A 17098-nucleotide genomic window follows, 5' to 3' on the forward strand; every position below is an offset into this window, starting at 1 on the left:
CGCCCTAGCTGCTCAATCCTCCGAACAGCGTCGGCAGATCCAGCGGCCGGAAGCCGTAGTGCTTCAGCCAACGGATGTCGGCGTCGAAGAAGGCGCGCAGGTCCGGCATGCCGTATTTCAGCATGGCGATGCGGTCGATGCCCATGCCCCAGGCAAAGCCCTGATACTCGTCCGGGTCGATGCCGCCGGCCTTGAGGACGTTCGGGTGAACCATGCCGCAGCCGAGGATCTCCAGCCAGTCGTCGCCCTCGCCGATCCGCACTTCGGAGCCGGTGCGGGTGCACTGGACGTCCACCTCCATCGACGGCTCGGTGAAGGGGAAGAAGGACGGGCGGAAGCGCATCTTGACGTTCTCGACCTCGAAGAAGGCCTTGCAGAACTCCTCCAGAATCCAGCGCAGATGCCCGAAATGGCTGTGCCGGTCGACGACGAGCCCCTCGACCTGATGGAACATCGGGGTGTGCGTCGCATCCGAATCGCAGCGGTAGGTGCGGCCCGGACAGATGATCCGGATCGGCGGCTGGCTCGACAGCATCGTGCGGATCTGCACCGGCGAAGTGTGCGTGCGCAGCAGAAGCCGCTCGCCGTCTTCCTTCTGGTTGAAGAAGAACGTGTCGTGCATCTCGCGCGCCGGATGGTCGTCCGGGAAGTTGAGCGCGGTGAAGTTATAGAAGTCGGTCTCGATGTCCGGCCCTTCGGCGACCGAGAACCCCATGTCGGCGAAGATCGCCGTGATTTCGTCGATCACCTGGCTGATCGGATGGATGCGGCCGCTGTCGGCAGCGCCCGGACGGGTCGGCAGGGTCACGTCGACCGTCTCGCGGGCAAGGCGCGCTTCAAGGGCGCTCGCCTTCAGGGCCTCGCGGCGCGCGTTGATCGCGTCGCCGACGATGGTCTTGAGGCCGTTGATCGCGGGGCCGGCGGTCTTGCGCTCATCCGGGCTCATGGTGCCGAGGCCCTTGAGCAGCTCGGAGACGGAGCCCTTCTTGCCGAGGGCCGCGACGCGCACGGCTTCGAGGGTCGCTTCGTCGGAAGCCGTCTCGACGGCGGACAGGATGTCGCCCTTCAGTTGATCGATATCGGTCATGGGTCTCAATCGTTCTTTTCTGTCAGCGATTGCGCGGACTTTTAAACGGGTTGCGTGACAATTGCCACAGCGGACTGGGGAAGCTTCAGCTGCGCCAGCGCAGCGTCTGCGGTTTCAGCGGATTGACGAAGGCGCGCCCGTCGGCCTGCGACTGCATCCACTCGCCCTTCACCCGCATCCACCAGCGCGCCTGCGTGTCGGCGTCGTTGATCAGCATCGTCTTGTTGCCCTGTTCGAGGCCCTCGCGCTGCTGCACGACGACGCGGCGGTCCTGGTCGAGGAAGACGGTCATCAGATGCTGGGTGAGGGGACGCAGCGGTTTCAGCCAGCCGGCGCTCGCCCAGAAGATCTGATGCACTTCCGTCGCCTCGTCGGTCACCGGCGTGATCGCGGTGAGGCCGACGACGACATGCTTGGAGCCTTCGATATGCTCGATGCGGTAGCCGGGCAGGCGGTAGGCGATCTCGGTGGAAACATTCTGGCCGAAGATCTTGTAGGCGATGTTCTGCGGTGGAATCGGGTGCCGCACCATGCGCCAGCCGAGCTCCGACGGCTCGAACTTCTTCTCCTTCGGCCTAAGCTTCGTCGCGTCCTTCTTGAACCACCACGAGGTATGCACGAAGGCCGCGTGCGTCGGGTCCATCAGGCCGAAGGCCGCATGGTCGGTGGAGCAGGGAAACGGCAGCTTGATCGCCGCCTTCGGCGCATCGTCCGCGGCAAAGCCCGGCATCGACGGCGGTTCGGTCATCGGCCCGTCCTCCGGCGCTTCGCCGTCGACGCCCATGTAGATCCAGATGACGCCCTGCCGGTCGACGACGGGATAGGAGCCGCAGCGGATCTTGGAGAAGTCGACCGACTGGTCCTCGCGCAGCGACGGGATTTCCGTGCAGGTGCCGCTCTCGTCGAAGCGCCAGCCGTGATAGCAGCAGCCGACGGTCTTGCCGTCGAAATTTCCGTAGCGCAGCGGGATGCCCCGGTGCGGGCAGGCGTCGCGGATGGCGAAGACATGGCCGTCCGCCTGCCGGGCGAAGAGCACCGGTTCGCCGAGCAACGTCTTTGCCACCGTCTTGCCCGGCGCGAGATCCGACGAGAGCATCGCCAGATACCAGCAGCCGCGAAGCAGATCAGCCTTCAGTCCCTGCATGGGTTTTCCTTCAGATCCGGCCCAAGAAGTGATCCGGGGCCCCGGAACGCCGAAAGGCGGCGCACCTATCGGCACGCCGCCTTTCCAAGCAGACTGCGGCCGATCAGTGACCGGCCCGATGTAAGCTCATCCGGCTTGAATCAAGCCAGCGCGCCCTGGGCCTTTTCAACCAAGGCCTTAAACGCGTCCGGCTCGTGGATGGCAAGGTCAGAAAGCACCTTACGGTCCACCGTCACGCCGGCCTTGTTCAGGCCGTCGATGAAGCGGGCGTAGGTCAGCGTCTCGGACACTTCGCGCACACCGGCGTTGATACGCTGGATCCAGAGCGCACGGAAGGTGCGCTTCTTGGCGCGGCGGTCGCGCGTCGCATACTGCATCGAGCGATCGACGGCGGCCTTGGCCGTGCGGATGGTATTCTTGCGGCGGCCGTAGAAGCCCTTGGCGGCCTTCAGGACCTTCTTGTGCTTCGCATGGGCGGTAACGCCCCGTTTCACGCGTGCCATTTCGGTTAAACTCCGGTCAAATCAGGAAAATCGGCAAGAAGCTTCTCAGGCGTAAGGCAGGAAGTTCTTCTTGATGATGATGGCATCCTGATCCGAGAGGGTCGTGGTGCCGCGGGCGTTGCGAATGAACTTGGCATGCCGCTTGATCATGCCATGGCGCTTGCCGGCCTGGGCGGAAAGCACCTTGCCGGTGCCGGTCACCTTGAAGCGCTTCTTGGCGCCGGACTTGGTCTTCAACTTGGGCATTTCGCTCGTCTTTCGAGTCATGATACGGCAGAAACAACGTGTCTCTTCCGCGGGTACTGGTGTCTGGACCAAATGAGGCTTCACGGGGTCGGATCAATCCGCCCGCCGGTCACCGTCCGTCTGGTCCGGGTGAGCATTCGAGGCCGCCACGGCATGCCCTTGGTCGGGACGTGCAAAGACGTCCCTGAGCCGGGCGACCCGAAGTGGCGGCCTTATAGGCGGAAATGCGGGCGGACGCAAGCGTGAAACGGCGGGAAATCCCCCGAAGGAGCGCGCCTCAGTCCGCGTGGGTCTTGAGCCGCGCCAGCGTCATCCAGTCCCGTTCACCGTCGAAAAAGACCTCCAGTGCCTCGCCGTAGACGTTCGGCTCCTCGCTTGCGTGGTCGAAGAGCGTCATCGACGAGCGGAACTTCATGGTGTCGATCGATCCGAAGAGGTTGTCGAGCGGCAGCCCTTTCGTCGCCAGCACCAGGTGGGTGCATTCATCGAGCCGGGCCGAAAGCAAGGGATGGGCAAGATAGGCCTTTGCCTCGTCGAGCGACGAGATGGCGTAGCGCCGCGCCATGCCCGACGATCCAAGACCCGCGATCTGGGGGAAGACGAACCACATCCAGTGGCGCACCTTCCGCCCGGCGTGGAGTTCCTCAAGAACGGTCTCGTAGACGCGATCCTGCGCCTCGATGAAACGCGCCAGATCGAACGGTTCGTCCACGGGTCCTCCTTCGTCCGGCCGGACTGGCCGGGAAGTGTCTCGATCGTCATTTGGCAGGGAGCAGAGGGCTTTTGCCAGGGCTCAGCTCTCGAAGCGCTCGGAGAGGAATTCCTCGAGCCTCTTCCAGGATTTCTCGTCCGCGACCTGCCGGTAGCGGTCCGATCCGAACACCGTGAAGGCATGCGGGGCGCCGGAGTAGACGTCGATCTGATAGGTGATTCCCGCCTTTTCCAGTTGTTCGGAGAGGCTGGTAACGTCCGCCATGGTCACCGACGTGTCGGCGCCGCCGTGCTCGATCAGGATCGGCGGGGTGTCGCTCGGATAGCTCTGACCTTCCGGTGTCGTGAGACCGCCGTGGAAGGCAACGTAGCCGACGACCTTGTCGCCAAGGCCGGAGCGGGCAAGTTCCAGCGCCGCCGCGCCGCCGAAGCAATAGCCCATCACCACGGTGCTGGCCGCGTCGCTCTTGGAATGCAGTTCCTTGAGCCCGGCGACGAGCCGGGTACGCATGGCCTCGCGATCCTGATAGAGGGCCTTTGTCGCCGCGACCTTGGCGTCCATGGTCGCGGGCCGGTTGCCAGCGCCGTAGAGATCGAGCGCGAAGGCGTCATAGCCGAGCGCCGCCAGCATGTCGGCGCGCTTCTCCTCATAGGAATCGACCCCGTCCCAGTCATGGATGACGAGCACCGCACCCTTGGATTTGCCGCCCTCGGCAGGGGCGAAATAGCCTTCGAGGGGCAAATCGCCGGCCTTGTAGGACACCGTCTCGCCGGCGTGGGCAAGCGAACCGGCGGAGAGAATGGCAAATGCGGATGCGAGCAGTCTGGTCATTAGGGCCTCCCTTACTCTTTCGATCAAACAGACATGGGTAACCTCCCACCGATTCCAACCCCGATGCGGGCGGAAATCTGCCGCTTGCGGCGAAAAAGGAAGGGCTGAAAACGCAAAACGGCGGGTCAGGGACCCGCCGTCGCGAACGTGCTCGGATATTGCTGGAGGAGCCGCTCAGCGCGGCGACAGCATCATCACCATCTGCCGGCCTTCCAGGCGCGGCTCGGTCTCGACCTTGGCGATCTCGCCGGTCTCTTCCTTGACCTTCATCAGGAGCTTGTAGCCCAGATCCTGGTGGGCCATCTCGCGTCCGCGGAACCGAAGCGTCACCTTGACCTTGTCGCCCTCTTCGAAGAAGCGCTCCATCGCCTTCATCTTGACCCCGTAGTCGTGGTCGTCGATGTTCGGCCGCATCTTGATCTCCTTGATCTCGACGACCTTCTGCTTCTTGCGGGCCTCGGCGGCCTTTTTCTGGGACAGGAACTTGTAGCGTCCGAAGTCCAGGATCTTGCACACCGGCGGCTGGGCGTTCGGCGAGATCTCGACTAGGTCGAGACCGGCCTCGGCGGCCATGGCAAGTGCCTCCTGAGTCGGGATGACGCCGAGGTTTTCACCCTCTTCGCCGATCAACTGGACTTCCGGAATGCGAATTTCGCGATTGACGCGCGGCCCTTCCTTTGTGGGCGGCGGGGCTCTGAATGGGCGGCGAATGGCTGCCTTCTCCTCTGTTGTTGACACGGGTCCTGCCGGGATGCCTCCTTCGGGCATCTTTCCGGACCGGACGGGTCTCCCTGGCGCTGGATTGGCGGTCCGCCGTCAGATGAAACGTGTAGATCGCTTCTCTTGCCGGACAAACCTCTGTGCGGCAACCCCTTCCAGCATGGGAACGCCGCACGACAATCTCGGACAGTGGGCGGAACTCTTGTCAGTCCGGCGCAACGCGCAAGCCATCCAGAATGTTCCGGCCCGGAATGGTCCGGCGAAGACCGGCCGTCGGCGCCTTGATTTGTCCGGCCTGGGACAAAAACATTCCGGCGCTTCGGCAGCCGACCGGCCCTCTGCTGATGGTCTCGCATAAACAAAAATAACCCCACACGAGAAAACCGTGGAGGCTGAAGCCCATCAGCGGACATTGTCCGATCAATTGTTACCCGGAAAATCGGCTGAATCAGGCGAAAAGTCAAGTGTTTTGCCCTTGCAAAGCCTGTATTTGCGGGTCATACGGCGCGCAAGCAAGGCTTGGGGAGGCCGTCGCCCGATCGCAACGGCGGCGAATTCCCGACGAAACGGCAAGGGGAGCGGCATCGGCCATGACCGAAGAGACGGACCTGAGGATGACGGTCGGCGCGGGCGAGGACAGTCGCGAGATAGCCGTGCGGCAACGGTCCGGCCGGGGGCCGGCGCTGGTCTGGCTCGGCGGCTTCCTCTCCGACATGGCCGGCTCCAAGGCCGAGACCTTGGCCGCGCATGCCGGCGACACCGGACAGGCCATGGTCCGCTTCGACTTCTCCGGCCACGGCATTTCCGGCGGCGACTTCGAGAAGGGCACGATCGGCCGCTGGGCCGAGGAGGCCCTGGCGGTCATCGACCGCTTCACCTCCGGACCGGTGCTTCTGGTCGGCTCCTCCATGGGCGGGTGGATCTCGCTTCTCGTCGCCCGCGAAATGCGGCGGCGCGGCGAGGCCGGGCGGATCGCCGGCATGGTCCTGATCGCGCCGGCGCCCGATTTCACCGAGAAGCTGATGTGGCCGTCCTTCACCGACGAGATGAAGGAAACGCTCGAGCGCGAGGGACGGCTGGTGCGCCCGAGCGACTATGGCGACGGCATGGTCATTACCAGGGGCCTGATCGAGGATGGCCGCAACCACCAGATTCTCGACGGCATGCTGGAGTTGTCCTGCCCCGTCCATATCCTTCAGGGCGTCCAGGATGTTGATGTTCCCTGGCGCCACGCCATGCGGCTCGTCGAATGCATCCCCCATGGCGAGGTCGTGCTGACGCTCGTCAAGGACGGCGATCACCGTCTGTCGCGGCCCGAGGATCTGGAGCGGTTGATCGCGGCGGTCGACAAGATGAGTGCCGATATCCGCAACGGCTGAAGAAGGACGCGGTGCCGTCCGGAACCTGGAAACCCGTCGCTCTGCACGCAGGACGACGCCATCCTTCGATCCGCCACCTTCCGATTCCAATCTCTGGCTGATATAGCCGGGTCAATGATCCGGCGCGGCGGGATGTCGCGCATGGCGCGGGCGTGAACACAGGACTGGGTTGATGGATGCGATGAAGCTGGTGGTCGTCGGGGCGGCGGGGCGCATGGGCCGCGCGCTGATCAAGACGGTCACCGAAACCTATGGTGCGGTCGTTTCCGACGCCATCGAGCACCCGGGTTCGCCGGTGATCGGTGTCGATGCCGGTGTTCTCGCCGGCATTGGCGAACTGGGCGTTCCCGTCACCGACGACCCGCTGACGGCCTTTGCGGCGGCCGATGGCGTTCTGGATTTCACCACGCCGGCCGCGACCATTGTCTTCGCCGAATATGCCGCTCAGGCCCGGATCGTCCACGTCATCGGCACCACCGGATGTTCGCCGGAGGACGAAGCGGCGATCGACGCGGCGGCGCGCCATGCCGTGGTGGTCAAGTCCGGCAACATGAGCCTCGGCGTCAATCTGCTCGCCGGGCTCGCGCGCCAGGCGGCGGCCGCGCTCGACATCGATTTCGACATCGAGATCCTCGAAATGCACCATCGTCACAAGGTGGATGCCCCGTCCGGCACCGCCCTGTTGCTGGGCGAGGCCGTGGCCGAAGGGCGCGGCGTCGGTCTTGCGCAGTCGTCGGTGCGCGTGCGCGACGGCCATACCGGTCCGCGCCAGCCGGGGTCGATCGGCTTTGCGACCCTGCGCGGCGGATCGGTCGTCGGCGAGCATTCGGTCATTCTGGCCGGCGAGGGCGAGCGCATCGAGTTGACGCACAGGGCCGAGAACCGTGACATCTTCGCCCGCGGCGGCGTCAAGGCCGCGCTCTGGGCGCGCGGCAAGAAGCCCGGCCGCTACACCATGGCCGATGTGCTCGGCCTTAACGACTGATTTCCTAGATTGCCATTTTCCGGAGCCCCGCTCATGAACCGTCTGCTTGTCCTTGTCCGCCACGGCCAGTCCGACTGGAACCTGAAGAACCTTTTCACCGGCTGGAAGGATCCTGACCTCACCGAGCGCGGCGTCGCCGAGGCGAAGCGCGCCGGCGAGAAGCTGAACGACATGCGCATCCGCTTCGATGTTGCCTACACGTCGGTGCTGGTGCGCGCCCAGCACACCTGCCGCCTGATCCTCGAAGGCATCGGCCAGCCGGACCTCGAAACGATCTGCGACCAGGCCCTGAACGAGCGCGACTATGGCGATCTCACCGGTCTCAACAAGGATGACGCGCGGGAAAAATTCGGCGAGGAGCAGGTCCACATCTGGCGCCGTTCCTTCGACATTCCCCCGCCTGGCGGCGAGAGCCTGAAGACCACCGCCGAACGCGTCCTTCCCTATTTCGAGTCCGAGATCCTGCCGCGCGTCCTCAAGGGCGAGAACGTGCTCGTCGCCGCCCATGGCAACTCTCTGCGGGCGCTGATCATGGAACTGGAAGGTCTCTCCGGTGAGGAGATCATCGCCCGGGAACTCGATACCGGCGTGCCGATCGTCTACCGCCTCGACGAGGAGGGCAAGATCGTCGACAAGGAAGTCCTGCAGGACTGATCCTCTTTCATCGTCAGCAAATCGATCGACGGTATACCGATCCGACGGCAGGCACTGCAGGGCGTGCGGCCTGCCGGCGTCTCAGTGCTTCGCGATCACCCAGACCGCATGCACGATGCCGGGGATATAGCCGAGCAGCGTCAGCAGCAGGTTGATCCAGAAATGCTTGCCGAGGCCGACTTCAAGGAAGACGCCGAGCGGCGGCAGCAGGATCGCGATCAGAATGCGAATGAAATCGGCCATGTCGTTCCCGTCGTTCGAGGTTGTCTGACCACAAACGGAAAAGGGGCCGGCGATGTTCCGGCCCCGTATCAAAGCGAACGATGGTGAGTGGCCGCTGCGGCCTACTTGGCCTTGTCGCCGTCGGAAACGCCGGTCTCCCAGCCGAGAATGGCGCGCTTGCGCGTCAGACCCCAGTGGTAGCCGCAAAGATCGCCCGTCCGGCCGAGCACCCGGTGACAGGGGACGACGAAGGAGAGCGGGTTTCGCCCGACCGCCGAGCCCACCGCCCGCGCCGCCGCTGGCTTGCCGATATGGCGGGCGATGTCGGAATAGGTGGTCGCCTTGCCGAGCGGAATGCGCAGCAGCGTCTCCCAGACCCGAACCTCGAAATCCGTGCCGATGAAGACGACCCGCAGCGGCTGTTCCCGCTGCCAGGCATGCGGATCGAAAATGCGCGCGACATAGGGCGCGGTGCCGATGACGTCCTCCTTGTAGACGGCTGCCGGCCAGCGCGACTTCATGTCGTCAAGCGCCGCCTCTTCCTCGCCCTGGTCGGCGAAGGCAAGACCGGCCAGCCCCCGGTCGGTCGCCATCAGGAGCACGACGCCAAAGGGGGAGGGGTGGAAGCCGTAGGAGATGGTGACGCCCGCCCCGCGTGCCTTGTAGGCGCCCGGCGACATGGCTTCATGCGTGACGAAAAGGTCGTGCAGCCGTCCGGGGCCGGACAGGCCGACTTCGAGCGCGGTATCGAGAATGCTGGCCGACTGGTCGAGCAACTGCCGGGCATGGTTGAGCGTCAGCGCCTGCAGGAAGGCTTTCGGGCTGAGGCCGGCCCAGCGCGTGAAGACCTTGTGCAAGTGGGCGGCCGGCGCGCCGACGACCGCCGCGATCTCGTCGAGTTCGGGTTGGCCCTGCCAGTTCTCGTTGAGGTAGCGGATCGTGTCGCGCACGAGATTGTAGTCGTCCGCCGCGATCAGCAACTCGTGCGGAGCACTGGAATTCATCATCAAGCCCCTCGTGCGCGGTAGAATGAGGCCGTTGCCGGGCTTGTCCGCGGCAATCGGACCGTGGGCCGAAGCGATGGGTGCCGGGCGCAGGATTTCCGGCTCGATGCGCAGGGGCAGGGCAGCAGCATCCATGAATGAGTCTCCTCTGATGCCACCGAAGTTAGAAAGACCATCAAGGTCATGCCACCCGATTTCCGTCAGAGCCGAAAAAAATGCAAGGAATTGCCGGTAGGATTTTCGCCGATCGCCGCCTCAGGCGCCCGCAGCCAGAGGTCCGCCGGTTCGGGCCACGCTCAAGGCGCGTGACAGCGCCTCGGCGAAGCTTTCCCGGTCGTCCGGATTGAGAAAGGCTCCGACAGGGTGGCGGGCGCCGTGAGACGAGAGTTCGAGCCGCGTCACGCCCTCGTCCTCGATGCGCAGGACATCGAGGCGGACCCAATAGGGATTGAAGGTGAGTTCGGCGATTTCGCCGCGACGGCCGACCCGGCGCAGCAGCAGGCTATCCGGTGACAGCCAGACTTCCTCATAGGCGCGGGCATCCTGGAAATTGCGGCGAAGGGCGACATAGAGCAGGGCGGCGTCGAGACCGAAGAAGCCGGCGACCGGCCAGAGGCCCTTGAGGACGAAGAAAATCCCGCCGACAAAACTGACCATGCCGACCGCCAGCATCAGCATGCTGAAGCCTTCGGGCGTCAGCGAGCGGTGAGGGGTAAGACGCGCCTGGAAAAACCAGTTGTCCGGCCGCGGCTTGTCGTCCGCCATGATTGCTTTCCGTTCGGGGTGGGCGTGGTGCATGGGCGATGATATTAGGACGGAACGCGGCCAAGAAAAGGCCCTTCCATCCGCAAAATGACGTAACCCGGTCGGTGAGCGGGGCGAACCAGGCCCTGGGGACTGGAGAAAGACAGGCGCATGAAGAGCGACGATTCGGGCCCGGCGAGGCAAGCGGTGAAGAAGGCTCCGGCTGGCAAGGCGGTCCGGGCGGGGCGCACGAAGAGGCCGAAGTCGCTCTATTCTCCTGCGGAAGTCGCCGCGATCTTCGAGCGCTTTCGCCAGCACGATCCCGAGCCGAAGGGAGAACTTGAGCACGTCAACGCCTTCACGCTTCTCGTCGCGGTGGTCCTCTCCGCCCAGGCGACGGATGCCGGCGTCAACAAGGCGACGCGAAAGCTCTTTGCCATCGCCGACACGCCGGAGAAGATGGCGGCCCTCGGCGAGGATGCCGTGCGCGAACACATCAAGACGATCGGTCTCTTCCGCAACAAGGCCAAGAATGTGGTTGCCCTGTCGGAAGCTCTCGTCCGCGATCATGGTGGCGAGGTGCCCGCCGATCGCGAGGCGCTTGAGGCGTTGCCCGGCGTTGGCCGCAAGACCGCCAATGTGGTGCTGAATATCGCCTTCGGCGAGCCGACCCTTGCGGTCGATACCCACATCTTCCGCATCGCCAACCGTCTGGGGCTCGCTCCGGGCAAGACCGTGCTCGAAGTCGAGCAGGCGCTGCTCAGGATTATCCCAGAGGACTATCTACTGCATGCGCACCACTGGTTGATCCTGCACGGGCGCTATGTCTGCAAGGCACGCAAACCTGCTTGCAATAATTGTATCATTTCCGACTTGTGCAAGAGTTCCGAGAAGTCGGTCACCAATTAATGGTAAGCAAAACCTTACGGTAATACAGAGATTTTGCCTCTTCATATAACGGAATCCTAAGGGCTCTAAGGTATTCTTCCCCTAAGATCGCACGGGGAAGTCCCAATGTTCCAAGTCTTGAATTGCCTTGCCGTTGACCATGATCCGCAACTCGTTCTGGTTGCGGCCATTGTCTGCGCACTTTCAAGTCTTTCGGCCATCAACTTCATTCAGCGGGCAACCGCGTCCGATTCCGGGTCCAGGTGGCTCTGGGTCGCCAGCGGCGGCTTCATGGGCGGCGTCGGCATCTGGGCGACCCATTCCATCGCGATGCTGGCCTATTCGGCCGCCGGCCCGATGGGCTTCAATCTCGGACTGACGGCCTGGTCGCTGGTGTCGGCGATCGGTATCTTCACCGTCGGCATGGCGGCCAGCGTCATGGAGCGGGGGCGGCCCCTGTCCATGCTCGGCGGCGTCATGGCCGGGCTCGGCATCGGGGTGATGCATTTTCTCGGCATGCGGTCCATCGAGTTCGCCGGGACCATCGCCTGGGACAGGATCCTGGTGCTGGCCGCGCTTCTGATCGGCATGGTGTTCGGCGCGATCGCCTTCCGGATCGCGACCAGCGGCGACAGCCGCAAGCACACGCTCATGGCCGCCCTGTTTCTGACCCTTGGCGTCGTCGGACTGCATTTCACCGCCATGGGCGCGGTGATCGTCGTTCCCGATCCGAGCCGCAGCTTCGACTCGCTTGGCGTCTCGGCGTCGGTCCTCGCCCTGATCATGGCCATCACCGCGGCGGTCATGCTGCTCTTCAGCCTGCTCGTGTCCTTCGTCGGCGGCCGGTCGCAGCGCCGGGCCTCCAACCGCGACCTCTATTTCCGCCTCCTGGTCGAGGGCGTCACGGACTACGCGCTCTACATGCTGGATACCGACGGCAACGTGACGAACTGGAACTCCGGGGCGGAACGCATCGCCGGCTACAAGGCCGAGGAGATCGTCGGCCGGAATTTCGCTGACTTCTTCACGCCGATGGATCGGCGGTCCGGCCGGCCGCAGGAGGCCCTGCGCGCCACCCGCGAAGACGGCAAGTTCGAAGCCGAGAGCGAACTCATTCGCCAGGACGGCACGGCCTTCTGGGCCCATATGGTCATCGACCCGATCTACCGGGCCGACGGAACCCTGATGGGCTACGCCAACATCACGCGCGACATCAGCCATCAGCGCGAGATCGACTTTTCCCTTGCGGAAACGCGGCGCAATCTCGACCTGGCGCTCTCGAACATGTCCCAGGGTCTCTGCCTTTTCGATGCCGACGAAAAGCTGATGCTGGCCAATGCCCGATTCCTGGACATTTTCGACCTGTCACCGGACACGGTCCGCCCCGGTCTGTCCTTCTTCGATCTTGTTCGCATGACCCACGCTGCAGGCACGTCCGAAATGGAATCGGCGCCTGAAGCGCATGAGGTCTACGAGCGCCATAGCGGTGCAATCAAGGCGGGGGAAACGGCGGCGGTGATCGAGGAATACCGGCCGGGCTGTTACCTCTCCATCATCCACAGGTCTCTGCCCGAGGGCGGCTTCGTGACGACCTTCGAGGACATCACCCAGCGCCGGAAATCCGAGCAGCAGATCGCCTTCATGGCCGAGCACGACCACCTCACCGGTCTGCCCAACCGCCCGGCCTTCAACAACTATGTCGATGACATGCTGGAGAAGGTGGTCAAGACCGAGGACAAGGTCGCGATACTCGGCATCGACCTCGACAAGTTCAAGGAGATCAACGATCTGCGCGGGCATTCCGTCGGCGATCAGGTTCTTTGCCGGCTGGCGGAACGGGTGAGCGCCGTTCTTCAGGACGACGAATTTTTCTGCCGCTTCGGTGGCGACGAATTCGCTGCGGTCAAGCGCATTGCAAGTGAGACGGAACTGAACGAATTCCTGGATCGTCTGGAGCAGACACTGCATGCATCGCTCCAGATCGACGATTTCGAGGTGGCGCCGCGCGCCAGCGTCGGCGTCGCGATTTTTCCCAATGACGGCACCAACCGCGAGCAGCTCATCAACAACGCCGACCTTGCGATGTATCGCGCCAAGGCGGCGCTGGGCCGCTTTGCCTGCTTCTACGAAGCGCGCATGGACGAGGCCGCCCGCAAGCGCCGGACGATGGCCCAGGCACTCTGGCGCGCGATAGAGCAACGCGAATTCGCCCTCTTCTACCAGGTTCAGAAATCCGTCAGCAGCGGCGAGATCACCGGCTACGAGGTGCTGCTGCGCTGGCATCATCCGGAGCGCGGGCTCGTCCCGCCCAGTGAATTCATCCCGATCGCCGAGGAATGCGGCGCCATCGTCCCGATCGGCGAGTGGGTTCTGCGCGAGGCTTGCCGCCAGGCGGCAAGCTGGGCCGATCCTCACAAGATCGCGGTCAATCTGTCGCCGGTTCAGCTGGCCCATGCCGATCTGCCCCGCCTCGTCCACGAGGTGCTGCTGGAAACCGGGCTCGCGCCGAACCGGCTGGAACTGGAGATCACCGAATCCACCATCATCGGCGACAAGGACCGGGCGCTTCATATGCTGCGGCAGGTGAAGGCGCTCGGCGTCACCATCGCCATCGACGATTTCGGCACCGGCTATTCCTCGCTCGAAACCTTGCGCTCCTTCCCCTTCGACAAGATCAAGCTCGACGCGAGCTTCATGCGCGAGGCCGAGACGAGCCTGCAGGCCAAGGCCTTCATTCGCGCGATGCTCGCACTCGGTCGCAGCCTGACCGTTCCGGTTCTGGCCGAGGGCGTCGAGACATCCGTTCAGCTGGACATCCTGCGCGCCGAAGGCTGCGACGAGGCGCAGGGCTACCTGCTCGGCCGGCCGGCGCCCTTCGAGACGGACGACGAAGTGGATGCGAACGGTCTCGTGGTCGAGCGCCTTACGGGCTGAGGCCCATCGAAAGCGGAACGTGCCACGAAGTCCGGGGCTTCGTTTTGAGGATGCGCTCGTCGATCATCTGGGGATCGTCGGTTCTGGCGGCGTGAATGCCCGTCTCGAAGCTGATAGGGTTCGCCCTTTCCAAGCTCGAGCCCAGCCGATTGCGTATGACCCTGACCGCCCCTTTGCCGCAGAGCGAATTCGACGAGCCGAACCAGGACGAGGCGGCCGTCGCCGCGGTCGGGCCGCAGGATGAGGCCGAGGCGGCTCCGGTCGGCCACATCACGCCCGTGATGCAGCAGTTCGTCGAGATCAAGGCGGCCAATCCCGACAGCCTGCTCTTCTTCCGCATGGGCGACTTCTACGAGATGTTCTTCGGCGATGCCGAGGTGGCGAGCCGTGCGCTCGGCATCACGCTGACGAAGCGCGGCAAGCATCTCGGCGAGGACATCCCGATGTGCGGCGTGCCGGTGCATGCCGCCGACGACTATCTCCAGCGCCTCATCGCCTTGGGCCATCGGGTCGCCGTCTGCGAACAGCTCGAGGATCCGGCCGAAGCTCGCAAGCGCGGCTCCAAGGCGGTCGTCCGGCGCGACGTCATCCGTCTCGTGACGCCCGGCACGATCACCGAGGACAATCTCCTCGATGCCCGGCGCTCCAATTATCTCGCCTCTGTCGCAAGGACCAAGGCCGGAGCGGAGGGCGCGGGGGACCGTTTCGCAGTCGCCTTCGCCGACATGTCGACCGGCGCCTTCCGGGTGCTGGAAGTCGAAGGCGGGGGGCTTGCCGCTGCAATTGCGCGGATCGAGCCGCGCGAACTGCTGATCCCGGACTCGATCATTGGCGACGACGACCTGAAGCCCCTCTGGCGCCAGTCCGGCGCGGCAAGCGTGCCGACCCCTCGCGCCTTCTTCGATGGTGCGACGGCCGGCGATCGCCTCGCCGCCTATTTTGGCGTTGCCTCGCTCGATGCCTTCGGCCGCTTCACCCGGCTGGAGCTCCAGGCGGCAAGCGCCGTCATCGCCTATCTCGACAAGACCCAGATCGGCCAGCGCCCGCCGCTCGACCCGCCGGCCCGCGAGGGCGAGACCGGCATCATGTCGATCGATGCGGCAACGCGCGCCAATCTGGAACTGGCGCGCACTCTGTCCGGCGAACGGCGCGGCAGCCTTTTGTCGGTGATCGACCGCACCGTCACCGGCGCCGGCGCACGTCTCCTGGCCGAACGCCTGGCCGCGCCGCTGACCGATCCGGAAGCGATCCGCCACCGGCTTGACGCGGTGGACCTTTTCCTGCGTGAACCGGCGCTTCGCGCCGACATCTCCCGGCGCCTTTCTGCCGCTCCCGACATGGCCCGCGCGCTCACCCGCCTCGTCATGGGACGCGGCGGTCCGCGCGACATGCGGGCGATCGGGGAAGGGCTGGAGGCCGCCGCCGGCGTTCTGAGGCGACTGGCCGAGATCGAGCTTCCCGGCGAGGAGATCGCCGCGGCGCTTGCCTCGCTGGCGAGTGCGCCGCATGGCCTTGCCGGGGATCTTGCCGCCGCGCTCGACGATGACTTGCCGCTTTTGAAGCGCGACGGCGGTTTCGTACGCACGGGCTATCGCGCCGACCTCGACGAGACCCGCTCGCTGCGGGATGAAAGCCGCCGCGTCATCGCCTCGTTGCAGGCGACCTATGTCGATCTGTCCGGGATCAAGTCCCTCAAGATCAAGCACAACAACGTGCTTGGCTATTTTGTCGACATCGGCCCGAACCACGCCGCCGCGATGATGGCCGCGCCGCTCAACGAGACCTTCATCCACCGCCAGACGCTCGCCAACGCCGTCCGTTTTTCGACCGTCGAACTCGGCCAGCTCGAAGGGCGGATCGCCAGTGCCGGCGAACGCTCTCTGGCGATCGAAATGCAGGTCTTTGGAGAACTCTCTGCGGCCATCGAGCGGGAGGCCGCTGCGATCAAGCGCGCCGCCGAGGCGCTCGCCGTCATCGACGTGGCAAGCGCCCTCGCAACGCTTGCCGACGAGCGGGGCTATTGCCGTCCGAAGGTGGACGACAGCTTCGCCTTCCACATCGAGGCCGGGCGCCATCCGGTCGTGGAGGACGTGCTGCGCACGGAAGGCCAGAGCTTTGTCGCCAACGACAGCGACATCGGCCCGTCGGCGGAAACGGGCGCGCCCGATGGCGGCCGCATCTGGCTGATCACCGGTCCGAACATGGCGGGTAAGTCGACCTTCCTGCGCCAGAACGCCCTGATCGCGGTCCTGGCGCAGATGGGCTCCTTCGTGCCCGCGAAATCCGCCCATATCGGCACCGTCGATCGTCTCTTCAGCCGCGTTGGCGCCGCCGATGATCTGGCCCGTGGCCGCTCCACCTTCATGGTCGAGATGATCGAGACGGCGGCGATCCTCAATCAGGCCGGACCGCGCGCGCTTGTCATCCTCGACGAGATCGGGCGCGGCACGGCGACCTTCGACGGTCTGTCCATCGCCTGGGCGACGATCGAGCACCTGCATGCGGTCAACCGCTCGCGCGCGCTTTTTGCCACCCACTATCACGAACTGACGGCCCTGTCGGAACGGCTGGAGCGGATCGTCAACGCGACGGTCAAGGTGCGCGAATGGAAGGGCGATGTCGTCTTCCTGCACGAGATCGTGCCGGGCGCCGCCGATCGCTCCTACGGCATCCAGGTCGCAAGGCTTGCCGGCCTGCCGCCGGCCGTCGTCGACCGGGCGAAGTCCGTCCTGGCGGAACTGGAAAAGTCGGGCGGCTCGGCGCCGGCCTCGCTCATCGACGATCTGCCGCTCTTCACCGCCGCGCGCCGTGCGCCCCGTCGGGAGGAGGCGCCGGAGGACATGCCGAAGGTGCTGGAAATGCTCGATGGCCTGTCGCCGGACGACCTCTCGCCGCGCGAGGCCCTGGAGATGCTTTATTCACTGAAGGCGGAGCGTCTGCGGGAAAAGCGGAAGGCCGATTGAGGCGAGCGGCGGATGCCTTCGTCACGTCAAAGGGCGGAACACCCCGGTTGCCCGGATTGTTCCGCCCTGACCGCCGACCGCA

Annotated in this window: 16 protein-coding genes; 6 read left to right on the forward strand and 10 right to left on the reverse strand. The window is 64.8% G+C overall.

Annotated features, from left to right (window positions below):
- Window positions 1-4: 4 nt before the first annotated feature.
- The 7 genes from pheS to infC all read right to left on the reverse strand — a co-directional run bounded on the left by pheS (window position 5) and on the right by infC (window position 5234).
- On the reverse strand, window positions 5-1087 hold the full coding sequence (pheS, locus tag HDIA_RS03010) for a phenylalanine--tRNA ligase subunit alpha (protein WP_099554221.1): 1083 nt from the start codon (window positions 1085-1087) through the stop codon (window positions 5-7).
- An 85-nt stretch (window positions 1088-1172) separates the two neighbouring features.
- Window positions 1173-2231: an aromatic ring-hydroxylating oxygenase subunit alpha gene (locus HDIA_RS03015; protein ID WP_099554223.1), complete on the reverse strand. Its 1059-nt coding sequence runs from the start codon at window positions 2229-2231 to the stop codon at window positions 1173-1175.
- Window positions 2232-2371: 140 nt separating this feature from the next.
- Entirely contained in the window at window positions 2372-2734 is a 363-nt protein-coding gene (gene rplT, locus HDIA_RS03020; RefSeq protein WP_099554225.1) for a 50S ribosomal protein L20, read from the reverse strand.
- Between the two features lie 45 nt (window positions 2735-2779).
- The gene (gene rpmI, locus HDIA_RS03025) at window positions 2780-2980 is read right to left on the reverse strand and encodes a 50S ribosomal protein L35 (RefSeq protein WP_099554227.1); all 201 of its coding nucleotides are present in this window, start codon (window positions 2978-2980) and stop codon (window positions 2780-2782) included.
- Window positions 2981-3257: 277 nt separating this feature from the next.
- Entirely contained in the window at window positions 3258-3692 is a 435-nt protein-coding gene (locus HDIA_RS03030; protein WP_099554229.1) for a DUF1810 domain-containing protein, read from the reverse strand.
- Window positions 3693-3773: 81 nt separating this feature from the next.
- On the reverse strand, window positions 3774-4523 hold the full coding sequence (locus tag HDIA_RS03035) for a dienelactone hydrolase family protein (RefSeq protein ID WP_099554231.1): 750 nt from the start codon (window positions 4521-4523) through the stop codon (window positions 3774-3776).
- Window positions 4524-4697: 174 nt separating this feature from the next.
- Complete coding sequence (gene infC / locus HDIA_RS03040) at window positions 4698-5234, reverse strand: translation initiation factor IF-3 (protein ID WP_215905864.1); 537 nt, start codon at window positions 5232-5234, stop codon at window positions 4698-4700.
- 599 nt (window positions 5235-5833) lie between these two features.
- On the opposite strand from infC, the gene HDIA_RS03045 reads away from it, so the two are divergent.
- The 3 genes from HDIA_RS03045 (at window position 5834) to HDIA_RS03055 (ending at window position 8261) form a co-directional block, all read left to right on the forward strand.
- Complete coding sequence (locus tag HDIA_RS03045) at window positions 5834-6622, forward strand: alpha/beta hydrolase (RefSeq protein ID WP_099554235.1); 789 nt, start codon at window positions 5834-5836, stop codon at window positions 6620-6622.
- 172 nt (window positions 6623-6794) lie between these two features.
- Window positions 6795-7607: a 4-hydroxy-tetrahydrodipicolinate reductase gene (gene dapB / locus HDIA_RS03050; RefSeq protein WP_099554237.1), complete on the forward strand. Its 813-nt coding sequence runs from the start codon at window positions 6795-6797 to the stop codon at window positions 7605-7607.
- A 33-nt stretch (window positions 7608-7640) separates the two neighbouring features.
- Window positions 7641-8261, forward strand: coding sequence for a 2,3-bisphosphoglycerate-dependent phosphoglycerate mutase (locus HDIA_RS03055; protein ID WP_099554239.1), 621 nt, complete (start codon window positions 7641-7643; stop codon window positions 8259-8261).
- Window positions 8262-8342: 81 nt separating this feature from the next.
- Here HDIA_RS03055 and HDIA_RS03060 read toward each other — a convergent pair whose 3' ends face one another.
- The 3 genes from HDIA_RS03060 to HDIA_RS03070 form a co-directional block, all read right to left on the reverse strand.
- Entirely contained in the window at window positions 8343-8504 is a 162-nt protein-coding gene (locus HDIA_RS03060) for a YqaE/Pmp3 family membrane protein (RefSeq protein WP_099554241.1), read from the reverse strand.
- A 101-nt stretch (window positions 8505-8605) separates the two neighbouring features.
- Window positions 8606-9490 carry a methylated-DNA--[protein]-cysteine S-methyltransferase gene (locus HDIA_RS03065; protein ID WP_425432971.1) on the reverse strand — a complete coding sequence of 295 codons (885 nt, stop codon included), beginning with the start codon at window positions 9488-9490 and terminating at the stop codon, window positions 8606-8608.
- A gap of 252 nt (window positions 9491-9742) precedes the next feature.
- Entirely contained in the window at window positions 9743-10252 is a 510-nt protein-coding gene (locus HDIA_RS03070; protein WP_099554243.1) for a DUF2244 domain-containing protein, read from the reverse strand.
- 150 nt (window positions 10253-10402) lie between these two features.
- Between HDIA_RS03070 and nth the strand changes: the two genes are divergently transcribed.
- The 3 genes from nth (at window position 10403) to mutS (ending at window position 17016) form a co-directional block, all read left to right on the forward strand.
- Window positions 10403-11140: an endonuclease III gene (gene nth, locus HDIA_RS03075; RefSeq protein WP_099554245.1), complete on the forward strand. Its 738-nt coding sequence runs from the start codon at window positions 10403-10405 to the stop codon at window positions 11138-11140.
- A gap of 105 nt (window positions 11141-11245) precedes the next feature.
- Window positions 11246-14053 (forward strand): bifunctional diguanylate cyclase/phosphodiesterase, encoded by a 2808-nt coding sequence (locus tag HDIA_RS03080; protein ID WP_099554247.1) that lies wholly within the window; start codon window positions 11246-11248, stop codon window positions 14051-14053.
- Window positions 14054-14208: 155 nt separating this feature from the next.
- On the forward strand, window positions 14209-17016 hold the full coding sequence (mutS, locus tag HDIA_RS03085; RefSeq protein ID WP_425432922.1) for a DNA mismatch repair protein MutS: 2808 nt from the start codon (window positions 14209-14211) through the stop codon (window positions 17014-17016).
- The last annotated feature ends 82 nt before the right edge of the window (window positions 17017-17098 follow it).

It is taken from the genome of Hartmannibacter diazotrophicus (assembly GCF_900231165.1).
Taxonomy (GTDB): Bacteria; Pseudomonadota; Alphaproteobacteria; order Rhizobiales; family Pleomorphomonadaceae; genus Hartmannibacter; species Hartmannibacter diazotrophicus.